Origin of the sequence: Streptomyces sp. NPDC007991, assembly GCF_042958445.1 — a bacterium.
Lineage (GTDB): Bacteria > Actinomycetota > Actinomycetes > Streptomycetales > Streptomycetaceae > Streptomyces.
The window spans coordinates 177,640-197,291 of the sequence record NZ_JBIBJD010000008.1; the positions used below are offsets into that span (position 1 = coordinate 177,640).

Annotated in this window: 15 protein-coding genes and 1 tRNA gene; 5 read left to right on the forward strand and 11 right to left on the reverse strand. The window is 69.6% G+C overall.

Annotation, left to right across the window (positions count from 1 at the left end; genetic code table 11):
• The first annotated feature begins 3 nt into the window (after positions 1–3).
• Both ACFZDA_RS23965 and pyk read left to right on the forward strand, forming a co-directional pair.
• Complete coding sequence (locus ACFZDA_RS23965; RefSeq protein ID WP_391085083.1) at positions 4–723, forward strand: SIMPL domain-containing protein; 720 nt, start codon at positions 4–6, stop codon at positions 721–723.
• 158 nt (positions 724–881) lie between these two features.
• Positions 882–2,318, forward strand: a complete 1,437-nt coding sequence (gene pyk, locus ACFZDA_RS23970) for a pyruvate kinase (RefSeq protein ID WP_391085086.1) — start codon at positions 882–884, stop codon at positions 2,316–2,318.
• Positions 2,319–2,325: 7 nt separating this feature from the next.
• On the opposite strand, the gene ACFZDA_RS23975 is transcribed toward pyk, so the two are convergent.
• A complete protein-coding gene (locus ACFZDA_RS23975) occupies positions 2,326–3,072 on the reverse strand; it encodes a transcriptional regulator (protein WP_391085089.1) in 747 nt (248 codons plus the stop codon).
• A 107-nt stretch (positions 3,073–3,179) separates the two neighbouring features.
• A tRNA-Leu gene (locus ACFZDA_RS23980) sits at positions 3,180–3,254 on the reverse strand.
• A 102-nt stretch (positions 3,255–3,356) separates the two neighbouring features.
• Here ACFZDA_RS23980 and ACFZDA_RS23985 point away from each other — a divergent pair.
• Positions 3,357–4,013, forward strand: a complete 657-nt coding sequence (locus tag ACFZDA_RS23985) for a response regulator (RefSeq protein WP_391085092.1) — start codon at positions 3,357–3,359, stop codon at positions 4,011–4,013.
• 140 nt (positions 4,014–4,153) lie between these two features.
• On the opposite strand, the gene ACFZDA_RS23990 is transcribed toward ACFZDA_RS23985, so the two are convergent.
• Positions 4,154–5,023 (reverse strand): NmrA family NAD(P)-binding protein, encoded by an 870-nt coding sequence (locus ACFZDA_RS23990; RefSeq protein ID WP_391085095.1) that lies wholly within the window; start codon positions 5,021–5,023, stop codon positions 4,154–4,156.
• A 52-nt stretch (positions 5,024–5,075) separates the two neighbouring features.
• Between ACFZDA_RS23990 and ACFZDA_RS23995 the strand changes: the two genes are divergently transcribed.
• Positions 5,076–5,525: a MarR family transcriptional regulator gene (locus ACFZDA_RS23995; protein WP_391085098.1), complete on the forward strand. Its 450-nt coding sequence runs from the start codon at positions 5,076–5,078 to the stop codon at positions 5,523–5,525.
• 79 nt (positions 5,526–5,604) lie between these two features.
• On the opposite strand, the gene ACFZDA_RS24000 is transcribed toward ACFZDA_RS23995, so the two are convergent.
• From ACFZDA_RS24000 to ACFZDA_RS24035, 8 genes are all read right to left on the reverse strand, one after another.
• Positions 5,605–6,321 carry an ATP-binding cassette domain-containing protein gene (locus ACFZDA_RS24000; RefSeq protein WP_391085101.1) on the reverse strand — a complete coding sequence of 239 codons (717 nt, stop codon included), beginning with the start codon at positions 6,319–6,321 and terminating at the stop codon, positions 5,605–5,607.
• Complete coding sequence (locus ACFZDA_RS24005) at positions 6,318–7,187, reverse strand: ATP-binding cassette domain-containing protein (protein ID WP_391085104.1); 870 nt, start codon at positions 7,185–7,187, stop codon at positions 6,318–6,320. The genes ACFZDA_RS24000 and ACFZDA_RS24005 overlap by 4 nt, the downstream gene beginning before the upstream one ends.
• A gap of 5 nt (positions 7,188–7,192) precedes the next feature.
• Positions 7,193–9,010 carry a branched-chain amino acid ABC transporter permease gene (locus ACFZDA_RS24010; protein WP_391085107.1) on the reverse strand — a complete coding sequence of 606 codons (1,818 nt, stop codon included), beginning with the start codon at positions 9,008–9,010 and terminating at the stop codon, positions 7,193–7,195.
• Between the two features lie 4 nt (positions 9,011–9,014).
• On the reverse strand, positions 9,015–9,944 hold the full coding sequence (locus ACFZDA_RS24015) for a branched-chain amino acid ABC transporter permease (protein ID WP_391085110.1): 930 nt from the start codon (positions 9,942–9,944) through the stop codon (positions 9,015–9,017).
• Positions 9,945–10,083: 139 nt separating this feature from the next.
• Positions 10,084–11,313, reverse strand: a complete 1,230-nt coding sequence (locus ACFZDA_RS24020) for an ABC transporter substrate-binding protein (protein ID WP_391085724.1) — start codon at positions 11,311–11,313, stop codon at positions 10,084–10,086.
• A gap of 1,251 nt (positions 11,314–12,564) precedes the next feature.
• Positions 12,565–13,437: a trypsin-like serine protease gene (locus ACFZDA_RS24025; protein WP_391085114.1), complete on the reverse strand. Its 873-nt coding sequence runs from the start codon at positions 13,435–13,437 to the stop codon at positions 12,565–12,567.
• Between the two features lie 118 nt (positions 13,438–13,555).
• Positions 13,556–14,044 (reverse strand): hotdog fold thioesterase, encoded by a 489-nt coding sequence (locus ACFZDA_RS24030; RefSeq protein WP_391085117.1) that lies wholly within the window; start codon positions 14,042–14,044, stop codon positions 13,556–13,558.
• Between the two features lie 57 nt (positions 14,045–14,101).
• Positions 14,102–16,381: an FdhF/YdeP family oxidoreductase gene (locus tag ACFZDA_RS24035; RefSeq protein WP_391085120.1), complete on the reverse strand. Its 2,280-nt coding sequence runs from the start codon at positions 16,379–16,381 to the stop codon at positions 14,102–14,104.
• 303 nt (positions 16,382–16,684) lie between these two features.
• Here ACFZDA_RS24035 and polA point away from each other — a divergent pair, with 303 nt between their 5' ends.
• Positions 16,685–19,411, forward strand: coding sequence for a DNA polymerase I (polA, locus tag ACFZDA_RS24040; RefSeq protein WP_391085124.1), 2,727 nt, complete (start codon positions 16,685–16,687; stop codon positions 19,409–19,411).
• Positions 19,412–19,652: the final 241 nt, after the last annotated feature.

Genomic DNA, 19,652 nt, shown 5'->3' on the forward strand with positions numbered 1-19,652 from the left:
CGTATGACCGCCCCCACGTCAGACGCCTCCCAACCCGCCGTCCCCTACGGCACACCCGACGCCCCCCGCATCGCCGTCCGCGGCGAAGCCCGCCTCGAAGTCGACCCCGAGATCGCCCGCATAGGCATCACCGTCGCCGCCCGCGGCCGCGACCGCCGCTCCGCCCTCGACGACCTCACCCGCCGCAACGCCGGCGTCCTCGACCTCGTCAAGTCCTACGGCGACGCCGTCGAACGCCTGGAGACCGGCGCCTTCTCCATCACCCCCGAACTCACCAAACACGGCCGCGGCGAACGCGTCCGCACCTACCACGGCACCGTCCACGTCACCGCCGAACTCACCGACTTCACCGCCCTCGGCGAACTCACCACCCGCCTCGCCGACCTCGAACTCACCCGCGTCGACGGACCCTGGTGGGCCCTGCGCCCCGACTCACCCGCCCACCGCGAAGCCCGCAAGAAAGCCGTACGGGGAGCCGTCCAGCGCGCCCGCGAATACGCCGAAGCACTCGGCACCACCCTCTCCGCCCTGGTCGAACTCGCCGACATCGGCGCCGAGAACGCACCACCGCCCTACCCCCAGGCCCCCGGCCGCGCCCGCTCCGCCGCCTACGGCGCCGCCGCCGAGAACGCCCCCGCGGCCCCCCTCGACCTCGAACCCCAGCGCCAGCGCGTCCACGCCCAGATCAACGCCCGCTTCACCATGGTGCCGCCGAAGCTCTAGCCGGCCCCTTTCCGAAAACCCGACCGAATTCCCCCGGGGTGCTCATCAGAGCGCCCCGCCGCACAATTCAACACCTGTCAGTAACGTTTCACGCAAAGTCCGTTGCGCAGTCACTCACCACCAATTCTCTACCAGTCAGTAACTCATAGGCTCAGACCATGCGCCGAGCAAAAATCGTCTGCACACTTGGACCCGCCACCGACTCGTACGACCAGATCAAAGCCCTGGTCGACGCCGGAATGGACGTAGCCCGCCTCAACCTCAGCCACGGCGAACACGCCGAACACGAGGAGCGTTACCACCGGGTACGAAAAGCCGCCGACGAAACCGGCCGCAGCGTCGGCGTCCTCGCCGACCTCCAAGGCCCCAAAATCCGCCTCGGCCGCTTCACCGAAGGCCCCGTACTCCTCGAACGCGGCGACACCTTCACCATCACCGTCGAAGAAGGCACCGAAGGCGACCGCACCACCTGCGGCACCACCTACGCCGGCCTCGCCACCGACGTCACCACCGGCGAACGCATCCTCGTCGACGACGGCAAAGTCTGCCTCCAAGTCACCCGGATCGACGGCCCCCGCGTCCACACCACGGTCATCGAGGGCGGCGTCATCTCCGACCACAAAGGCCTCAACCTCCCCGGCGTCGCCGTCTCCGTCCCCGCGCTCTCCAAGAAAGACGAGGACGACCTCCGCTGGGCCCTGCGCACCGGCGCCGACGTCATCGCCCTCTCCTTCGTCCGCACCGGCCGCGACATCCAGGACGTCCACCGCATCATGGACGAAGAAGGCCGCCGCATCCCCGTCATCGCCAAAGTCGAAAAACCCCAGGCCGTCGAGAACATCGACGACATCGTCGCCGCGTTCGACGGCATCATGGTCGCCCGCGGAGACCTCGGCGTCGAAATGCCACTGGAACAAGTCCCGATCGTCCAGAAGCGCGCGATCAAACTGGCCAAACGCAACGCCAAACCGGTCATCGTCGCCACGCAAATGCTCGACTCCATGATCGACAACGCCCGCCCGACCCGCGCCGAAGCATCCGACGTCGCCAACGCGGTCATCGACGGCACGGACGCCGTCATGCTCTCCGGCGAAACCAGCGTCGGCAGTCATCCGATCGACACGGTCCGCACGATGGCCCGCATCGTCGCAGCGGCGGAGGAGGATCTCCTGGCCAAAGGCCTCCCGCCCCTCACGGAACGCAACAAACCCCGCACCCAGGGCGGCGCGGTAGCCCGAGCAGCGGCCGAAATGGGCGACTTCCTCGGCGCCCGCTTCCTGGTCGCCTTCACCCAGTCCGGCGACACGGCCCGCCGCCTGTCCCGCTACCGCTCCCCGATCCCCCTCCTCGCCTTCACCCCCGACCAGGCCACGCGCTCCCAGCTCAGCCTGACCTGGGGCGTGGAGACGTTCCTCGGCCCGGAGGTCGGTTCGACGGACGCGATGGTCGACCAGGTCGACGAACTGCTCCTTCGCTACGGCCGCTGCCAGAAGGGCGACACGGTCGTCATCACGGCGGGCTCGCCCCCCGGCGTCTCCGGCTCGACGAACATGGTCCGCGTCCACCACATCGGCGAGGACGACAGCCCGAAGTAAGGAGCCGTCAGTACTTGGGGCCAACGTGGGCGTCCATGAGGGCTACTGAGGTTTTGCGGGCGACGGAGATGTTGCATGCGTTTGCCCGTTTCCACTGGACGCCGACCTGGTCGAGGGTCGCGGTGAAGAGCCGGATGATGTCGGCCGAGCGGTTTGTGAAGAAGTACCGGGGATATTCGTAGCGCTTCCGTTCACCGCCGACGAGTCGAGTGGTCCAGTTGGTTACCCGGCAGCCGTCGGAGTGGATGAGGCCGCGAATGAACTCCCAGGGGTGGGCGTCGATGATCGCCTGCTGCCAGTGTTCGAGTGCGATACCTCGCTCGTGCTTCTTGCCGGGGCCGTGCTGGGGGAAGAGGTGGGGCCACTGCTTGCTGTAGCCGACCACCGAGACGTAGCCCTGCGCCTGGGTGCGAAAGGCGCACCCGGTCGGGTTGATGGCTCGCATGGCGGTCTCGCACGCGTCGATCAGGCCAGGCCATGAGTTCGCGCACGCGATTCTCAGGTAGTAGCCGACGCCGCGAGGGTGGCCGCTGATGCAACCATCGCCGAGGTAGAGGCCCAGTAAGTAGGCGTAGGCGCACTCGTCGGCAGGGGGCCCGGGGTCTGGAGGCGCCAAGCGGGGCAGCGGCTCGAGGCGGTCCTGCCAGGAGCGGATCGCGGCCCGCGAGATGCCTGTCTCACGGCTTACGGAATTCAGGCTGCGGCCCTGAGCGACCAGCGCGAGCGCTCGCTTACGTGTACTGATGTCGTACATGGAGCCCACTGTGAGGCGATGATCGTGACGACACGCAGAAAGAAGCGGATGTTCACGAGAACGTGGACATCCGCTTGTAAACAGTGACCTTGGAAATGAAGGAAAAGTGCCCCGGGTCGGACTCGAACCGACACTGTATGGGTTTTGAATCCATTGCCTGCTGCCAATTGGGCTACCGGGGCCCGGTGAATCGAAGGTTGACCTCGACCCTCCGCCTGACCACCATACCGCAGCTAGGTACGCTCTTGGGAGCAGTACCGGCCTGCCCCTACCAAGGAGCCCACGTGAGCGCCCCCGAGTCGCCCCAGCCTGTTGACGTGCCTGAAGACGACAAGTCGCACGTGCCTCCGATGACGACGCGGGTCGTCATCGCCGAGGACGAGGCCCTGATTCGGCTCGATCTCAAAGAGATGCTGGAGGAGGAGGGGTACACCGTCGTCGGTGAGGCCGGGGACGGGGAGCAGGCCGTGGAGCTGGCCCGTGAGCACCGTCCCGATCTGGTGATCCTGGACGTGAAGATGCCGAAGCTGGACGGTATCTCCGCAGCCGAGAAGATCGCCGAGGAGAGCATCGCGCCGGTGTTGATGCTGACGGCGTTCTCGCAGCGCGATCTGGTGGAGCGGGCCCGGGACGCCGGTGCCATGGCGTACCTGGTGAAGCCGTTCAGCAAGACGGATGTCGTGCCGGCGATCGAGATGGCCGTCTCGCGGTTCACGGAGCTGAAGGAGCTGGAGAAGGAGGTCGCGGACCTCACGCTGCGGCTGGAGACGCGCAAGCTGGTGGACCGGGCCAAGTCGATTCTCCAGACGGAGTACGGGCTGACGGAGCCGGCGGCGTTCCGGTGGATCCAGAAGACGTCGATGGACCGGCGGATGTCGATGCAGCAGGTCGCGGAGGCGGTCATCCAGGACGCCGAGGAGAAGAAGTCCAGCAAGGGCTGAGAGAACGGTCTGCTGCGGCGGTCCGCTGTCGCCGCCGAACTCAACGGCCGCCCACGTAAAACGCTCGGCTGGGAAACCCCGGCCGAGTGTCTGCGCAAACTGCTCGCAGCTGGGTCCGGTTCTGTGCTGACCGCGTGGAATCAGCCGACCGGCCAGGTGCGCTCGGCCGCCCAGGTGCCGAAACGCTGCCAGCCGATCTCCGGGAAGTCGCGCCGCAGTGCGTCCACGTCCACATCGAGGCCGACTTCGGTGAAGTAGCGGAACATCGCGGCGAGATCGGCCGAGAACGCCTCGACGTGGGCGATCGGCAGCCGCTGGAAGACGATCGGCCGGCCGCATGCGCCGGTCAGGGCTTCCGCGATCTCCAGGCACGTCAGCTTGTCGGAAGCGATGTCGATGCGCCGGCCCGCGAACTCCTGCGGCCGGGCGAGAACATGGGCTGCGAAGGCGCCGATGTCCCGCGCGGGAATCAGCGTCAGCGGCCGGTCGGCCGGCATCGGCAGCACGAACCGGCCTTCACGCAGACCCTCGAGCGACCATTCGACCGTGTAGTTGTCCATGAACGCGGCCGGACCGAGGATCGTCCACGGCACACCCAGCCCTCGCAGGTGCCGCTCGATGCGGTACTTGCTCTCGAAGTGTGGAATGCCCGTGCCGCGGTCGGCGTGCGCTGCCGAGGTGAACACGATGTGCCCGACACCGCGGGCGGCCTGAAGCAGGGCGATGCCCTGCCGGACCTCGGTCTCCGGGTCCGAGCTGAACGGCGTGGACATGGCAAACAAGCCGTCGGCGCCCTTCAGGGCGGCCTCCAGTGACTTGCTGTCGTCGAAGTCGGCGGCGTGTACGTCGGCGCCGAAGGCCCTCAGCGCGTGTGCGGCGGCCGAGTCGGGAGTGCGGGTCAGGGCCCGGACCTGGAAGCCCTGATCGAGTAGCGAGCGGGCGGCCGCGCCGCCTTGGGCGCCGGTCGCTCCGGCGACCGCCACCACGGGCCGGTAGAATTCCTTCGTCATGCGGTTACCGTACAACGCACTTACTGCGTTACGCAGATATTTAGGGGTGTGCATGCTGATCGACGATCTCCAGCAGGAGTCCCGCCGCTACCTGGCCTCGTACGTCATGTTCAACCAGGCGGTCGCGGACCATCTCAAGCTGCACCCCACCGACGTCCAGTGCCTCAACCTGCTGACCGCCGAGCCCGGCCCGTTCACCACCGGCCGGATCGCCGAACTCACCGGCCTGACCAGCGGATCGGCCACCCGGCTGGTCGACCGTCTCGAGAAGGCCGGTTACGTTGTCCGGCACCGCGACAAGACCGACCGCCGCCGGGTCCTGGTGGAGCCTGTCCCGGAGGCGATGCGGGATCTCATGGAGCTGTGGTCCGAGCTGAGCCGGGGATGGCGGGCGATGTTCGCCGACTACACCGAGGACGAGCGCGCCCTGTTGTACCGGCACATGCAGCGCACCGTTGAACTCTCCCGGCAGCAGATCGCCCGCCTGCGGGACAAGGAATGACCGCCGCCCAACGCAAAACGCCCGGCCGGCAACCCCCGGCCGAGCGTCTGCGCGGGCCTCTTGGTGTAAGGACCGGACCTCAGTCCTCGCCGAGGTACGCCTTGCGTACGGACTCGTCGTGCAGCAGGTCCTGCCCCGTCCCGGAGAGGACGACGTTGCCGACCTCCATGACGTGGCCCTGGTCGGCGAGGGAGAGCGCCGCCTGGGCGTTCTGTTCGACGAGCAGGATGGTGGTGCCCTGGGACTTCAGCTCCGAGATGGTCGCCATGATCTTCTGCATCATGATCGGGGAGAGGCCCATGGAGGGTTCGTCGAGCATGAGGAGTTTGGGCCGGGACATCAGGGCGCGGCCCATGGCGAGCATCTGCTGTTCGCCGCCGGAGAGGGTTCCGGCGGCCTGCTTGCGGCGTTCCCCGAGGATGGGGAAGAGGTCGTAGGCGCGCTGGATGTCCTTTTCGATGCCTTCCTTGTCCTTGCGGAGGAAGGCGCCGAGCTGGAGGTTCTCGGCGATGGTGAGGCGGGGGAAGATGTGCCGGCCTTCGGGGGAGTGGGCGAGGCCGAGGGCGACGATCTTGTGGGCGGGGACGCCGCTGAGCGGCTTGCCGTCGAAGACGATCTTCCCGGACGTCGGCTTGAGCAGACCCGACAGCGTGCGCAGGGTCGTGGTCTTGCCGGCGCCGTTGGTGCCGATGAGGGTGACGACCTGGCCGGCGTCGACGCTGAAGGAGATGCCTTTGACGGCTTCGATCTTGCCGTAGGAGACCCGGAGGTCCTCGACTTCGAGGAGTGCGGTCACTTGGCTTCTCCCTTGGTGGTGCTGTGTGCGTCGGCTCCGGCCGCGGCTTCGGCTGCTTCGACCTCCGCGGCTTCGGCTTGTCCGGGGTCGCCTTCGAAGGGTTCTCCGAGGTAGGCGGCGATGACGCGTTCGTCGGCCTGGACGACTTCGGAGGTGCCTTCGACGAGTTTTTCGCCCTGGACGAGGACGGCGACGCGGTCGGAGAGGTTGAAGACGAAGCGCATGTCGTGCTCGATGAGGAGGACGGCGACGCCCTTGTCGCGGATGGCGAAGACGAGTTCTTCGGTGGCCCGCGTCTCCTGGGGGTTCATGCCTGCGGTGGGTTCGTCGAGCAGGAGGAGCCCGGGTTCGCTGGCGAGGGCGCGTGCGATCTCCAGTTTGCGCTGTTCGCCGTAGGGGAGGTTGCGGGCGAGGTGGTCGCGTTTGTGGGCGAGGCCGATGAAATCGAGGAGTTCCATGGCCCGTTCCTCGCTGGCGCGCTCCGCCTTCTTGAAGCCGGGTCCGCGCAGGAGGGCGGACCAGAGGCCTTCCTTGGTGCGGGTGTGGCGGCCGACCAGGACGTTTTCCAGGACCGTCATGTTGGCGAACAGGCGGATGTTCTGGAAGGTCCGGGCGATGCCGGCCTGGGTGACCAGGTGGGGTTTGGGCGGCAGGACGGTGCCCTTGTAGGAGACCGTGCCTTCGGTGGGGACGTAGAGGCCGGTCAGGCAGTTGAAGAAGGTCGTCTTGCCGGCGCCGTTGGGGCCGATGAGTCCGACGATCTCGCCGGCGTTGACCGTGAAGTCGACGGAGCGCACGGCGGTGAGGCCGCCGAAGCGCATGGTGACGTCGCGTGCTTCGAGTACAGGTGTGGGCTGTGTAGTCATCGTGGTTACGCCCCCGCCTTGGTGACGGCCGGTTCGTCGGTCAGCGTGGTCTGTTTGGGTACGTCGAGTTGGCCGGTCTCGTGGAATTCGAGCTGGCGCCGGCGGTTGGCGATGATGCCTTCGGGGCGGAAGCGCATGAGCAGGATGAGTGCGATGCCGAAGGCGAGGAGCGACTTGTCCTGGAGGAACACCAGCTTCTCCGGGAGCAGGTAGAGCAGGGCCGCGCCGAGGAGGGGGCCTGCGACCGTGCCCATGCCGCCGAGGACGACCGCGGCGAGGAGGAACGCGGAGTTGGGCGGGGTGGAGCCGGCGAACTGGTACGGGGTGGGGACGACGCTGTAGGTGACGTGTGCGCTGACGGTGCCGGCGAGGCCGGCGAGGGCGGCGCCGAGGGCGAAGGCGATGAGCTTGACGCGGAAGCCGTTGATGCCCATGGCGGTGGCGGCGGTCTCGTCCTCGCGGATGGCGATCCAGGAGCGGCCGATGCGGGAGTCCGCCGCACGCGTGTAGACCAGGACGACGATGGCCATGATGAGGACCATCAGCAGGTAGTAGTTGGCGAAGCGGCCGAGGGTGAATCCGCCGATGTCGTGGGCCTGGCCGAAGTTGAAGCCGAGGAGGTTCAGGTCGGGGATGTTGGCGATGCCGTTGGGGCCGTTGGTGACGTCGGGTCCGGAGTCGCCGTCCATGTTGTTGACGGCGATGCGGAAGATCTCTCCGAAGCCGAGGGTGACGATGGCGAGGTAGTCGCCGCGCAGCCGCAGGGTCGGGGCGCCGATGAGGACGCCGAAGACGAGGGAGGCCGCGGCGCCTGCCAGGGCGGAGGCCCAGAAGGGCAGGTGGACGCCGGAGATGGTGGAGAACTCGGAGCCGGAGACGAGGGCGGCGGTGTAGGCGCCGACGCCGAGGAAGGCGACGTATCCGAGGTCGAGGAGTCCGGCGAGGCCGACGACGATGTTGAGGCCGAGGGCGACCGTCCCGAAGATCAGGATGTTGACGCCGATGTTGGCGTAGTGGTCGTCGGTCTGGGTGAAGGGGAAGGCGATGGCCGCGGCGAAGCCCATGGCGAGGGTGAAGCTGCGGTTGCCGGCGATCAGCTGGGAGAAGCGGTCGAGCAGGCCGGCGGTGTGCAGGGCCCACATGGCGAAGGTGACGACGAAGAGGTAGCCGACGAAGAGTTCGCCGTATTCGGTGTCGATGCCGTAGGTGAAGACGCCGAGGCCGATGATGGTGACGGCGGTGATGACGGCCCGCTGGACCCAGCCGCTGCCGAGCTGGGCGGCGGGGATGCGGTCGGGTTTGGCGATGTAGGCCTTGAGGGCTGCCTTGGTGCCGTCGGTGCCGGGCTTCTCCTGGGGGAGGGCGAAGGCGCCGAGGAGGGGCAGGAGTGAGGCGATGGCCGCGATCCAGCCGCCGGGTTCGAGGTTGACGACGCCGCCGAGTTCCGCGCTGATGGCGATGACGGTGAACCAGGTGACGGCGAAGCCGCCGAGGGCGGTGAGGACGAGGGGTGCGTTGTTGCGGGCGGGCAGCAGCCAGCCGAGGCCCCGGATGCCGTAGCCGGCGAGGGTGAACAGGGCGGTGAGGACGCCGGCGGTGAAGGTCAGCCACTGCAGGCCGCCGGGGTAACCGTTGATGGTGAGGTCGCCGGGGAACTCGTCGGTCCAGGTCCAGGCGAGGAACGCGGAGGCGGCGGTGGCGATGCCGCCGGCGAGCAGCAGGGCGCGGGCGGCTGCGGGGGGCAGGGGTATGAGACCGCGCGGGGCGGGCGCCGGGGTGGGGACGGCGTCCGGCGCCGGGGTCTTCTCGGTCGTCTCGGTCATGTGATCACGCCCTGTCCGCGACGCGCTCGCCGAGCAGGCCCTGGGGCCGGAACAGCAGCACGAGGATGAGGAGGCAGAAGGCCCACACGTTGGCCCAGCTCTGGCCGCCGAGCTGCGACATGCCGGGGATCTCGTCGATGTAGGCGGAGGCGAGGGTTTCGGCGATGCCGAGGACGACGCCGCCGAGCATGGCGCCGTAGATGTTGCCGATGCCGCCGAGGACGGCCGCGGTGAACGCCTTGAGGCCCATGAGGAAGCCCATGCGGTAGTCGACGTTGCCGTACTTGAGTCCGTAGGCGACGGCCGCGACGGCGGCGAAGAAGCCGCCGATGGCGAAGGCGATGACGATGATGCGGTTGGTGTCGATGCCCATCAGCTGTGCGGTGTCGGGGTCCTGCGCGGTGGCCTGCATGGCGCGGCCGGTGCGGCTGCGGCGTACGAAGACGGCGAGGGCGGCCATGCAGCCGACGGCGGCGAGGATGAGGAAGATGTCGGCGTCCTTGATGGTGACGGAGCCGATGTCGTGGGTGGCGTCGAGGCCGGGGAAGGCGCGGGCGCGGTCGGCGCCGGGGTAGAAGTTGCGGACGACTTCCTGGAGGGCCAGGGAGAGGCCGATGGCGGTGATGAGGGGTGCCAGGCGTGGGGCTCCGCGCAGTGGCCGGTAGGCGAACCGTTCCGCTCCGACGGCGATGAGGATGGCCACGATGGCGCCGCCGAGAAGCATCAGGGGTACGGCGAAGATCATCGAGGTGCCGTCGGGGAGGATGTAGAAGTAGACCGTGAGGGCGCCGAAGGCGCCGGTCATGAAGATCTCGCCGTGCGCGAAGTTGATGAGCTGGACGATGCCGTACACCATCGTGTAGCCGATGGCGATCAGCCCGTACATCGAGCCGAGAAGCAGCCCGTTGGCCAGCTGCTGCGGCAGGGTGTTCACCGCATGGCCTCCATGTCGCTGGTGGTCGTGTGCACTGGATGCGTGCGTGGTCGCGTGCTGTGAGGGGGTGTGAAAACGGGCCGCGCGGTCGGGGTCCTCCTCCCGCGCGGCCCGTGGTGCGGCTATGGGGCGGGCCGGACTACTTCAGGTCGGCGGTGCCCGTCTCGACGTCCTTCCAGGCGCCCTTCTCGACCTGGTACACCGTCAGCTGCTTGTTGGTGGTGTCGCCGTACTGGTCGAAGGAGATCTTGCCGGTGAGGCCTTCGAAGTCGGACTTCTGGACTCCGTCGACGACCTTGGAGCGCAGGTCGTTGATGTCGCTGGGAACCTTGCCGCCGTTGGCGTCGGCCGCGGCCTTGACGGCCTTGATGATGGCGGTGGTGGCGTCGTAGGCGTAGGCGCCGTACGCGCCGTAGTCGCCCTTGTAGCCCTTGTCCTTGTACGTCTGGATGAACTGCTTGGCGGCGGGCAGGGTGTCGGCGGGGACACCGATGGCGGTGGCGAGGTCGCCCTCGGCGGCCTTGCCTGCGGCCTCGATGTAGGTGGAGGCGAACATGCCGTCGCCGCCGAACAGCGGGATCTTGACGCCGGCGTCCTTGAGCTGCTTGGTGATCAGCGCGGACTCGTCGTACTGGCCGCCGTAGTAGAGCAGGTCGGCACCGGAGTTCTTGATCTTGGTGACGAGGGAGCCGAAGTCCTTGTCGCCGGTGTTGACGTGGTCGGTGGCGACGACCTTGCCGCCGAGCTTCTTGAACTGCTCGTTGAAGATCTTCGCGAGGCCGGCGCCGTAGGTCTGCTTGTCGTCGACGACGAAGGCCTTCTTCTTCTTGAGGCCGTTGTACGCGTAGCCGGCCGCGAAGCTGCCCTGGAGTTCGTCGGTGGTGGCGGTGCGGAAGTACGTCTTGAACGGACGCTTCTTGTCCGTCTGCCAGTTCTTGCCCTGGGTCAGCTCGGGGGCGGTGTTCGCCGGGGAGATCTGGACCATGTTGGCCGAGGCGAAGACCTGCTGCATCGTCTGGGCGACGCCGGAGTTCAGCGGGCCGACGGCGCCGACGGCGGTCTTGTCGCCGGTGAAGGTGGTGGCGTTGGACTGGCCGGTGGCGGGCTGGGCCTTGTCGTCCAGGGCCTTGAGCTTGAATTTCACGCCCGGGACCCAGTTGTTCTTGTTGGCGTCGTCGACGGCGATCTGAGCGCCGTACTGGATGCCGAGGCCGGTGGTGGAGTTCTCACCCGACAGGGGGGCGTCGACGCCGATGGTCAGCGTGGTGCCGTTGCCGCTGTCTCCGCTCTTGTCACCGCTGTCGTCTCGGGAGCCGCAGGCGGTGAGAGTCAGAGCTCCGGTCGTCAGAACGGAGGTAAGAATCACCAAGGAACGCTGTCGCACGATCAGTCCTTTCACAGGCAGGCCCGCCCTGGTCGGGGGGTGAGTGCCGCGCTGGTACCGAACTCCCGATGGAGCGGTGACTGGCCGTGACTCTAAGCCCGTGTGGAGGCGGGGTCAGCGGCGTGGGCTGGCTTGTGACTTTCTTGTTATGACGTGATGGATGCCCTGCTTCGGTGGCGGGCCCTCTCGGCAGGTTTGGTGGATTTCCTCCGTGGTCCGCATTCTGAGAACGCGCACTTCCGGTTGGCCGTGGCTGAGATCGTGCGTCCACCGGGGCGCGGGCGGTGCGAACGGGGGCCGGCGAGGTCCGGGGACCGGCCGCGGTCGAAGGTGAATTCGAGCTGTTGTATTGCGCGCGCGTTACGGAGCGTTACGCCGAGAAGGGGCACGGTCCGCGTCCGGGGGAGTTCCGGCCCGGCGGAAAAGGCGATTTCCGCGGTGTTGCGATGGGGCGGCTTACCGGTCGGCTGGGTGAGGAGCGAGTAAGCGCCGATGCGGACCTGAACGGCCCGCTCGCGGGGGAGCGGAGGACCCGGTCGTCGGTGGTGAGGCGCGTGGAGGCGGGCGGGAGCAGGGCGATCGCGGCCGCCGTTGCGGGGATGCAGGGTGACGGGGAGGTGCGTTCCCGGGGTGGCGCGGGGGTCGGTGGTCGGGGCACGGGGGCGGGGGTCGGGTGTGCGGGTGGGTGGTCGGGGTCACGGCGACGGGCGTCGCGCGTCCGGGGGCGCCGCGCGCGCCGGCGGTCGACCGACCGGCCTGCCGGGCCTGCGTTCACGATGTCCGACTTCCATCGGTCCACGGCAGATGGGCGGGTCCGAGGGCCGGGTGAGGTGCGTCGCCTCATGGGGCCGGGAGCGCGGGCGGGCCGGCCCCCCAGGGGTGATGCCTCGCCATGCCTGGGGGTGCGCGCGATGCGGAGGGGTGGCCGGTCGTGCCGGGTGACCGTCAAAGCGGGCGTCGGTGCGAGGTGACGGCGGCTTCACGAACGGTGAGGCGATCGCGGCCAGGGTGACAAGGCGTGCCCGTCCCCGGGGCGGCGGACCGGCCTGCCGGGTCGTGGCGCTGGAGACGTCCGCCTTCCGCCCACGCAGGGCGGGTTGACGCCTGACGGGGTCGGGGGAGTGAGGGGTGGGGCTGCCGCCAGGGGCGGCGGTGCCCCGCCGCAGCCGGCGGTGCGTGATGCGGCGGGGCGGTCGGTCGTGCCAAGGGGTGCGGCCGGTGGGTGTCGGCGCGAGGCTACGGCAGCTTCACGAACGGTGAGAGGAAGGCGCGGGCGCCGGGGGTGTCCAGGCGGTAGGTCACATTGGTGGCATAGCAGGGGGTGTCGCCGGTGATGGTGGTGGCGGCGAGGATGTTCCGGCCGCCGATGACGGCGAAGTTGGGGCCGCCCGAGTCGCCGTAGCAGGCGCCTCCGTTGCCCTGCGGGGCGGTCATCGCCAGCCGGGCCCAGGAGTTGTTGAGGGCGTCGAAGGTGACGGGTGCCTTCATGCGGACGCCGCCGCCGGGGTGGGTCTGGCCGCCGGGGCCGTTGACGGCTTCCTGGGTGCCGTAGCCGGCTACGAGCCAGTCGGTGGCGTTCAGTTTCTGGGGGCCGAGTCTGCCGAGCTGGTTCGCGGTGGGCAGGGTGGCCGGGGTGAAGTTCCAGCGGGCCTTGACCTGGGCGGCGGGCAGTTCGATCACCGCGATGTCGTGGGTGTCGGAGGCGGGCCCCGGGTAGCCGGGGTGGGTGTGAGCGGCGCCCGGGACGGCGACGGCGGCGGCCTGCGCGTCCGGGTCGCCCGGGTACTTCTTCGCCGCCGCGTCGAGCCCGGACTGCACGTCCTGGTCCAGGGACACGGAGAACCGCACGTTGTCGGGCCAGTCGGAGGTGCAGTGCGCGGCGGTCAGGAAGGTGTCCGCGTCGATCATGGTGCCGGAGCAGACCCAGTCGACCCGGTCGGGGGTCGCGGGGTCGCCGTCGTCGTCCCAGGTGGCCACGAGCGCGCCGACCTCGGTGCGTTCGGGGGCGGGCGTCGCGTTGTAGGAGTTGATGGCGGCGGAGGGCAGCGCGGTGGCGAGCACGGCGGCACCGGCCGCGGCGGTGACGGCGAAGGCGCGTACGGAGGTCAAGAGAAACCCTTCTACGGGTGGGACGGGTCTTCTCCTGTGGGGGTGGAGCGTCAGTGAAGCGCGCGGGGGCGGCCGCGACAAGAGCGCGCCCGCCCCTCCAGGGTTTTCCCTACGTCGGTCAGCTCGCGGCGCGGATGAGCTGCTCGTCGCCCGGGTTCACGTCGCGCAGCAGGCAGGTCAGCCGGGCCGTGCACACCCTTTTGTCGCTTTCGTCCGTGATGATGATTTCGTACGTGGCGGTCGACCGCCCCCGGTGCACGGGCGTGGCCACGCCGGTGACGAGGCCGGAGCGCACCCCGCGGTGGTGCGTGCAGTTCAGGTCGACGCCCACCGCGATCTTGGAACTGCCGCCGTGCAGCATCGAGCCGACCGAGCCCAGCGTCTCGGCCAGCACGGCGGAGGCCCCGCCGTGCAGCAGTCCGTAGGGCTGGGTATTGCCCTCGACCGGCATCGTCCCGACCACCCGGTCCGCCGAGGCCTCGACGATCTGGACGCCCATCCGGGTCCCGAGGTGGCCCGCGGAGAACAGGGCCAAGAGGTCGACGCCGAGCGCCGCGTACTCGTCGACGACCTCCTGCGGGAACGTCACATGCTGCTGCTCACCCATGGGGCCCGGTCTCCGTTCGTCCAGATCATGCGGTTACCACTGCGGCTGAGCAAACGCTCAGTCGGTGACCGATTGTTCCAGACGCACCACGACGGACTTGCTGGCCGGGGTGTTGCTGATGTCTGCCGTGGCGTCCAGCGGCACCAGCACGTTGGTCTCGGGGTAGTACGCGGCGGCGCAGCCCCGGGCCGTCGGGTAGTGCACGACGCGGAACCCCGGCGCCCTGCGCTCCACGCCGTCCTTCCACTCACTGACCAGGTCGACGTAAGCGCCGTCCGCCAGCTTCAGGGCCCGCGCGTCCTCGGGGTTGACCAGCACCACCCGGCGGCCGTTCTTGATGCCCCGGTAACGGTCGTCGAGGCCGTAGATCGTGGTGTTGTACTGGTCGTGCGAGCGCAGCGTCTGGAGCAGCAGGCGGCCCTCGGGCAGCTTCGGGTACTCCACGGGCGCGGCGGTGAAGTTGGCCTTTCCGGTGGCCGTGGGGAAGCGGCGCTCGTCGCGCGGGCCGTGCGGGAGCGTGAAGCCGCCGGGGCGGGCCGCGCGCGCGTTGAAGTCCTCGAAGCCGGGGATCACGCGCGCGATGCGGTCCCGGATCGTCCCGTAGTCCTTCTCGAACTCCTCCCAGGGTGTGGCGCTGTTCTCACCCAGCACGCGGCGGGCCAGACGGCACACGATGGCCGGCTCGGACAGCAGCTGCCGGCTCGCGGGCTCCAGCCGGCCCCGGGAGGCGTGCACCATGCCCATGGAGTCCTCGACGGTCACGAACTGCTCGCCGCTGCCCTGGAGATCCCGCTCGGTGCGGCCGAGCGTCGGCAGGATCAGGGCGCGCGCGCCCGTGACCGCGTGCGAGCGGTTCAGCTTCGTCGACACGTGCACGGTCAGCCGGGCCCGCCGCATGGCCGCCTCGGTGACCTCCGTGTCCGGGGACGCGGAGACGAAGTTGCCGCCCATCGCGAAGAAGACCTTCGCCTCGCCGTCGCGCAGCGCGCGGATGGCCTGTACGACGTCGTAGCCGTGCTCGCGCGGCGGGGCGAAGCCGAACTCCTTCTCCAGGGCGTCCAGGAACGCCGGGGCGGGGCGCTCGAAGATGCCCATCGTGCGGTCGCCCTGCACGTTCGAGTGGCCGCGGACCGGGCACACGCCCGCGCCCGGGCGGCCGATGTTGCCGCGCAGGAGAAGGAAGTTGACCACTTCCTTGATCGTCGGCACCGAGTGCTTGTGCTGGGTGAGACCCATCGCCCAGCAGACGATGGTCCGCTCGGAGGTGAGGACCATGCCCAGGGCCTTGTCGATGTCCTCCCGGGTCAGGCCGGTCGCCGCGAGCGTCTCGTCCCAGTCGGCCGCGCGGGCGGCCTCGGCGAACTCCTCGTAGCCGTGCGTGTGCTCGCGGACGAACGCCTCGTCGACCGCGCCCCGCGTCTCGACGATCAGCTTGTTGAGGAGGCGGAACAGGGCCTGGTCGCCGCCGATGCGGATCTGCAGGAACAGGTCGGTCAGCGCGGCGCCCTTGAGCATGCCCTGCGCGGTCTGCGGGTTCTTGAAGCGCTCCAGGCCCGCCTCGGGCAGCGGGTTGACGCTGATGATCCGCGCTCCGCTGGCCTTGGCCTTCTCCAGGGCGGACAGCATGCGCGGGTGGTTCGTCCCCGGGTTCTGGCCGGCGACGATGATCAGGTCGGCCTTGTAGAGGTCCTCCAGCAGGACGCTGCCCTTGCCGATGCCGATCGTCTCGGACAGGGCCGAGCCGGACGACTCGTGGCACATGTTCGAGCAGTCGGGCAGGTTGTTCGTGCCGAGCTCGCGGGCGAAGAGCTGGTAGAGGAACGCGGCCTCGTTGCTGGTGCGGCCCGAGGTGTAGAAGACAGCCTCGTCGGGGGAGCCGAGAGCGGCGATCTCCTCGGCGACGATGTCGAAGGCGCGCTCCCAGGTCACCGGCTCGTAGTGCGTGCCCCCCTCGGGGAGATACACGGGGTGGGTCAGGCGCCCCTGCTGGCCCAGCCAGTAGCCGCTGCGGCCGGCCAGGTCGGCGACCGGGTGCGCGGCGAAGAACTCGGGCGTGACCCGGCGCAGCGTGGCCTCCTCGGCGACGGCCTTCGCGCCGTTCTCGCAGAACTCCGCCTTGTGCCGGTGTTCAGGCTCCGGCCAGGCACAGCCCGGGCAGTCGAAGCCCTCCTTCTGGTTCACGCTCAGCAGCGTCAGCGCCGTGCGCTTCACACCCATCTGCTGCTGGGCGACCCGCAACGTGTGCCCGATCGCGGGGAGGCCCGCTGCCGCGTGCTGCGGCCCGGTGACCTGCGGCGCGTCCTGAACCGGATCGCTCTTGGGTGGCTTGGTCGCCATCGCACTCTCCCCTTCCACCGCACTGTGAGGTACGTCTCCGATCCTCGCACGCGGCGGTGACATCGCGTGAGGGGAGGGCTGGGGCAATGGCCCGTCGCGGGTGCACGGGGCGGGGGCCGGGGCGGCGGCCTGTCGCGGGTGAGTGGGGCGGCGGCCGGCCTCGGGCGTACGCGTCGGGGGGCTGGGGCGGCCCGTCGCGGGTGCATGGTCGGGACGGCCGGGGCGACGGCTCGTCCCGGGCACACGCGTCGTCGGGCCCGAGGCCGGGGCCGAGTGTCAGTGGGGCGTGGCAGGATCGGGGGCGTGGCAGAGACAGCATCGAAGACGACCGACCAGACCTCCGGCGGCAGCCGCCCGCGACTGATGCTCATGGACGGGCACTCGCTGGCCTACCGAGCGTTCTTCGCGCTGCCCGCGGAGAACTTCACCACCGCGACGGGCCAGCCGACGAACGCGATCTACGGCTTCGCGTCGATGCTGGCCAACACGCTGCGCGACGAGGCGCCCACGCACTTCGCGGTCGCCTTCGACGTCTCCCGCAAGACCTGGCGGTCGCAGGAGTTCACGGAGTACAAGGCGAACCGCTCCAAGACCCCCGACGAGTTCAAGGGCCAGGTCGAGCTGATCTGCGAGCTTCTCGACGCGATGGGCGCCGCCCGCTTCGCGGTCGACGGCTTCGAGGCGGACGACGTCATCGCCACGCTCGCCACCCAGGCCGAGGCCGAGGGCTTCGAGGTCCTGATCGTCACCGGCGACCGGGACTCCTTCCAGCTGGTCAGCGAGCACACGACCGTGCTGTACCCGACCAAGGGCGTCTCCGAGCTGACCCGCTTCACCCCGGAGAAGGTCTTCGAGAAGTACGGGCTGACGCCCGCGCAGTACCCCGACTTCGCGGCCCTGCGCGGCGACCCCTCCGACAACCTCCCCGGCATCCCCGGAGTCGGTGAGAAGACCGCCGCGAAGTGGATCAACCAGTTCGGCTCCTTCGCGGAGCTCGTCGAGCGCGTGGACGAGGTCAAGGGCAAGGCCGGGCAGAACCTGCGCGACCATCTGGAAGCGGTCAAGCTCAACCGGCGGCTCACGGAGCTGGAGCGCCGGGTCGAGCTCCCCAAGGGCGTCACCGACCTGGAGCGCACCGCCTACGACCGCAAGGCCGTCGCGATGGTCCTGGACACCCTGGAGATCCGCAACCCCTCCCTGCGCGAGCGGCTCTTCGCCGTCGACCCCGGCGCCGAGGAGGCCGAGACCACCCCCATCAGCACCGACGGCGTGCAGCTGGACGGCACGGTGCTCGGCACCGGCGAGCTGACCGGCTGGCTCACCGAGCACGGCACCGGGCCGCTCGGCGTCGCCACGGTCGACGCCTGGGCGCTCGGCGCGGGCTCGGTCGCCGAGGTCGCGCTCGCCGCGCCCGGCGGAGCAGCCGCCTGGTTCGACCCCTCCCAGCTGGACGAGGCCGACGAGAGGGCCTTCGCGGCCTGGCTCGCCGACGCCGCCCAGCCCAAGATCTTCCACAACGCCAAGGGCGCCATGCGGGTCTTCGCCGAGCACGGCTGGAGCGTCGAGGGCGTGACCATGGACACCGCGCTCGCCGCCTACCTGGTCAAGCCGGGCCGCCGCTCCTTCGACCTGGACGCGCTGTCCCTGGAATACCTGCACCGCCAGCTGGCCCCCGCCGCCGCGGCCGACGGGCAGCTCGCCTTCGGCGCGGACGAGGGCGCCGAGGCCGAGGCCCTGATGATCCAGGCCCGCGCCGTCCTCGACCTGGGCGAGGCCTTCGAGAGCCGCCTGGAGGAGGTCGGCGCCGCCGACCTGCTGCGCGACATGGAGCTGCCCACGTCCGCGCTGCTCGCCCGCATGGAGCGGCACGGCATCGCGGCCGACCGGCCCCACCTGGAGGCCATGGAGCAGATGTTCGCCGGCGCCGTCCAGCAGGCGGTGAAGGAGGCCCACGCGGCAGCCGGGCACGAGTTCAACCTGGGCTCGCCCAAGCAGCTCCAGGAGGTCCTCTTCGGCGAGCTGGCCCTGCCCAAGACCAAGCGCACCAAGACCGGCTACACCACGGACGCCGACGCGCTCGCCTGGCTCGCCACGCAGACGGACAACGAGCTGCCGGTGATCATGCTCCGTCACCGCGAGCAGGCCAAGCTCCGCGTCACCGTCGAGGGCCTGATCAAGACGATCGCCGCGGACGGCCGCATCCACACCACGTTCAACCAGACGGTCGCCGCCACCGGCCGCCTGTCCTCGACGGACCCCAACCTGCAGAACATCCCGGTCCGTACCGACGAGGGCCGCGCGATCCGCCGCGGCTTCGTCGTCGGCGAGGGCTTCGAGTCGCTGATGACGGCCGACTACAGCCAGATCGAGCTGCGCGTGATGGCCCACCTCTCCGAGGACGAGGGCCTGATCGAGGCGTTCACCTCCGGCGAGGACCTGCACACCACGGCCGCCTCCCAGGTCTTCTCGGTGGAGCCGACCGCGGTGGACGCCGAGATGCGCCGCAAGATCAAGGCCATGTCGTACGGCCTGGCCTACGGACTGTCCGCCTTCGGCCTCTCCCAGCAGCTGAACATCGAGGCGGCGGAGGCCCGCGCCCTGATGGACGCCTACTTCGAGCGGTTCGGCGGCGTACGGGACTATCTGCGCCGGGCGGTCGACGAGGCCCGGGCGACGGGCTACACGGCGACGCTCTTCGGGCGCCGCCGCTACCTCCCCGACCTCAACAGCGACAACCGCCAGCGCCGCGAGGCGGCCGAGCGGATGGCCCTCAACGCGCCCATCCAGGGCACGGCGGCCGACATCGTCAAGATCGCCATGCTCAAGGTGGACAGCGCGCTGAAGGACGCCGGGCTCACCTCCCGCATGCTGCTCCAGGTCCACGACGAAATCGTGCTGGAGATCGCCCCCGGGGAGCGGGCCACCGCCGAGGAACTCGTCCGCCGAGAGATGGCGAACGCCGTCCACCTCCGCGTCCCCCTGGGCGTCTCGGTGGGCGCGGGCCCGGACTGGGAGTCGGCGGCGCACTAGCCCGGCGCGGGGTGGGCTCGGCCAGGTCCTGGCACAGCGCCCCTTCAGGGGCGCGGGGAACCGCGCGACCAGCCGCGAAGGTCCCGCAGCCACCTGACGATCCCCACCCCCACGGCGATCTCCAGGCCGGGCCGACTCGGGCCGCCGTCGCCGACGACTACGACCCGGACGTGGGGGCGCCCGCCCCCACTCCGCCCGTCCCCACCCCGCCACCTGGGCGTCGGCGGTGCACAGCCTGGTG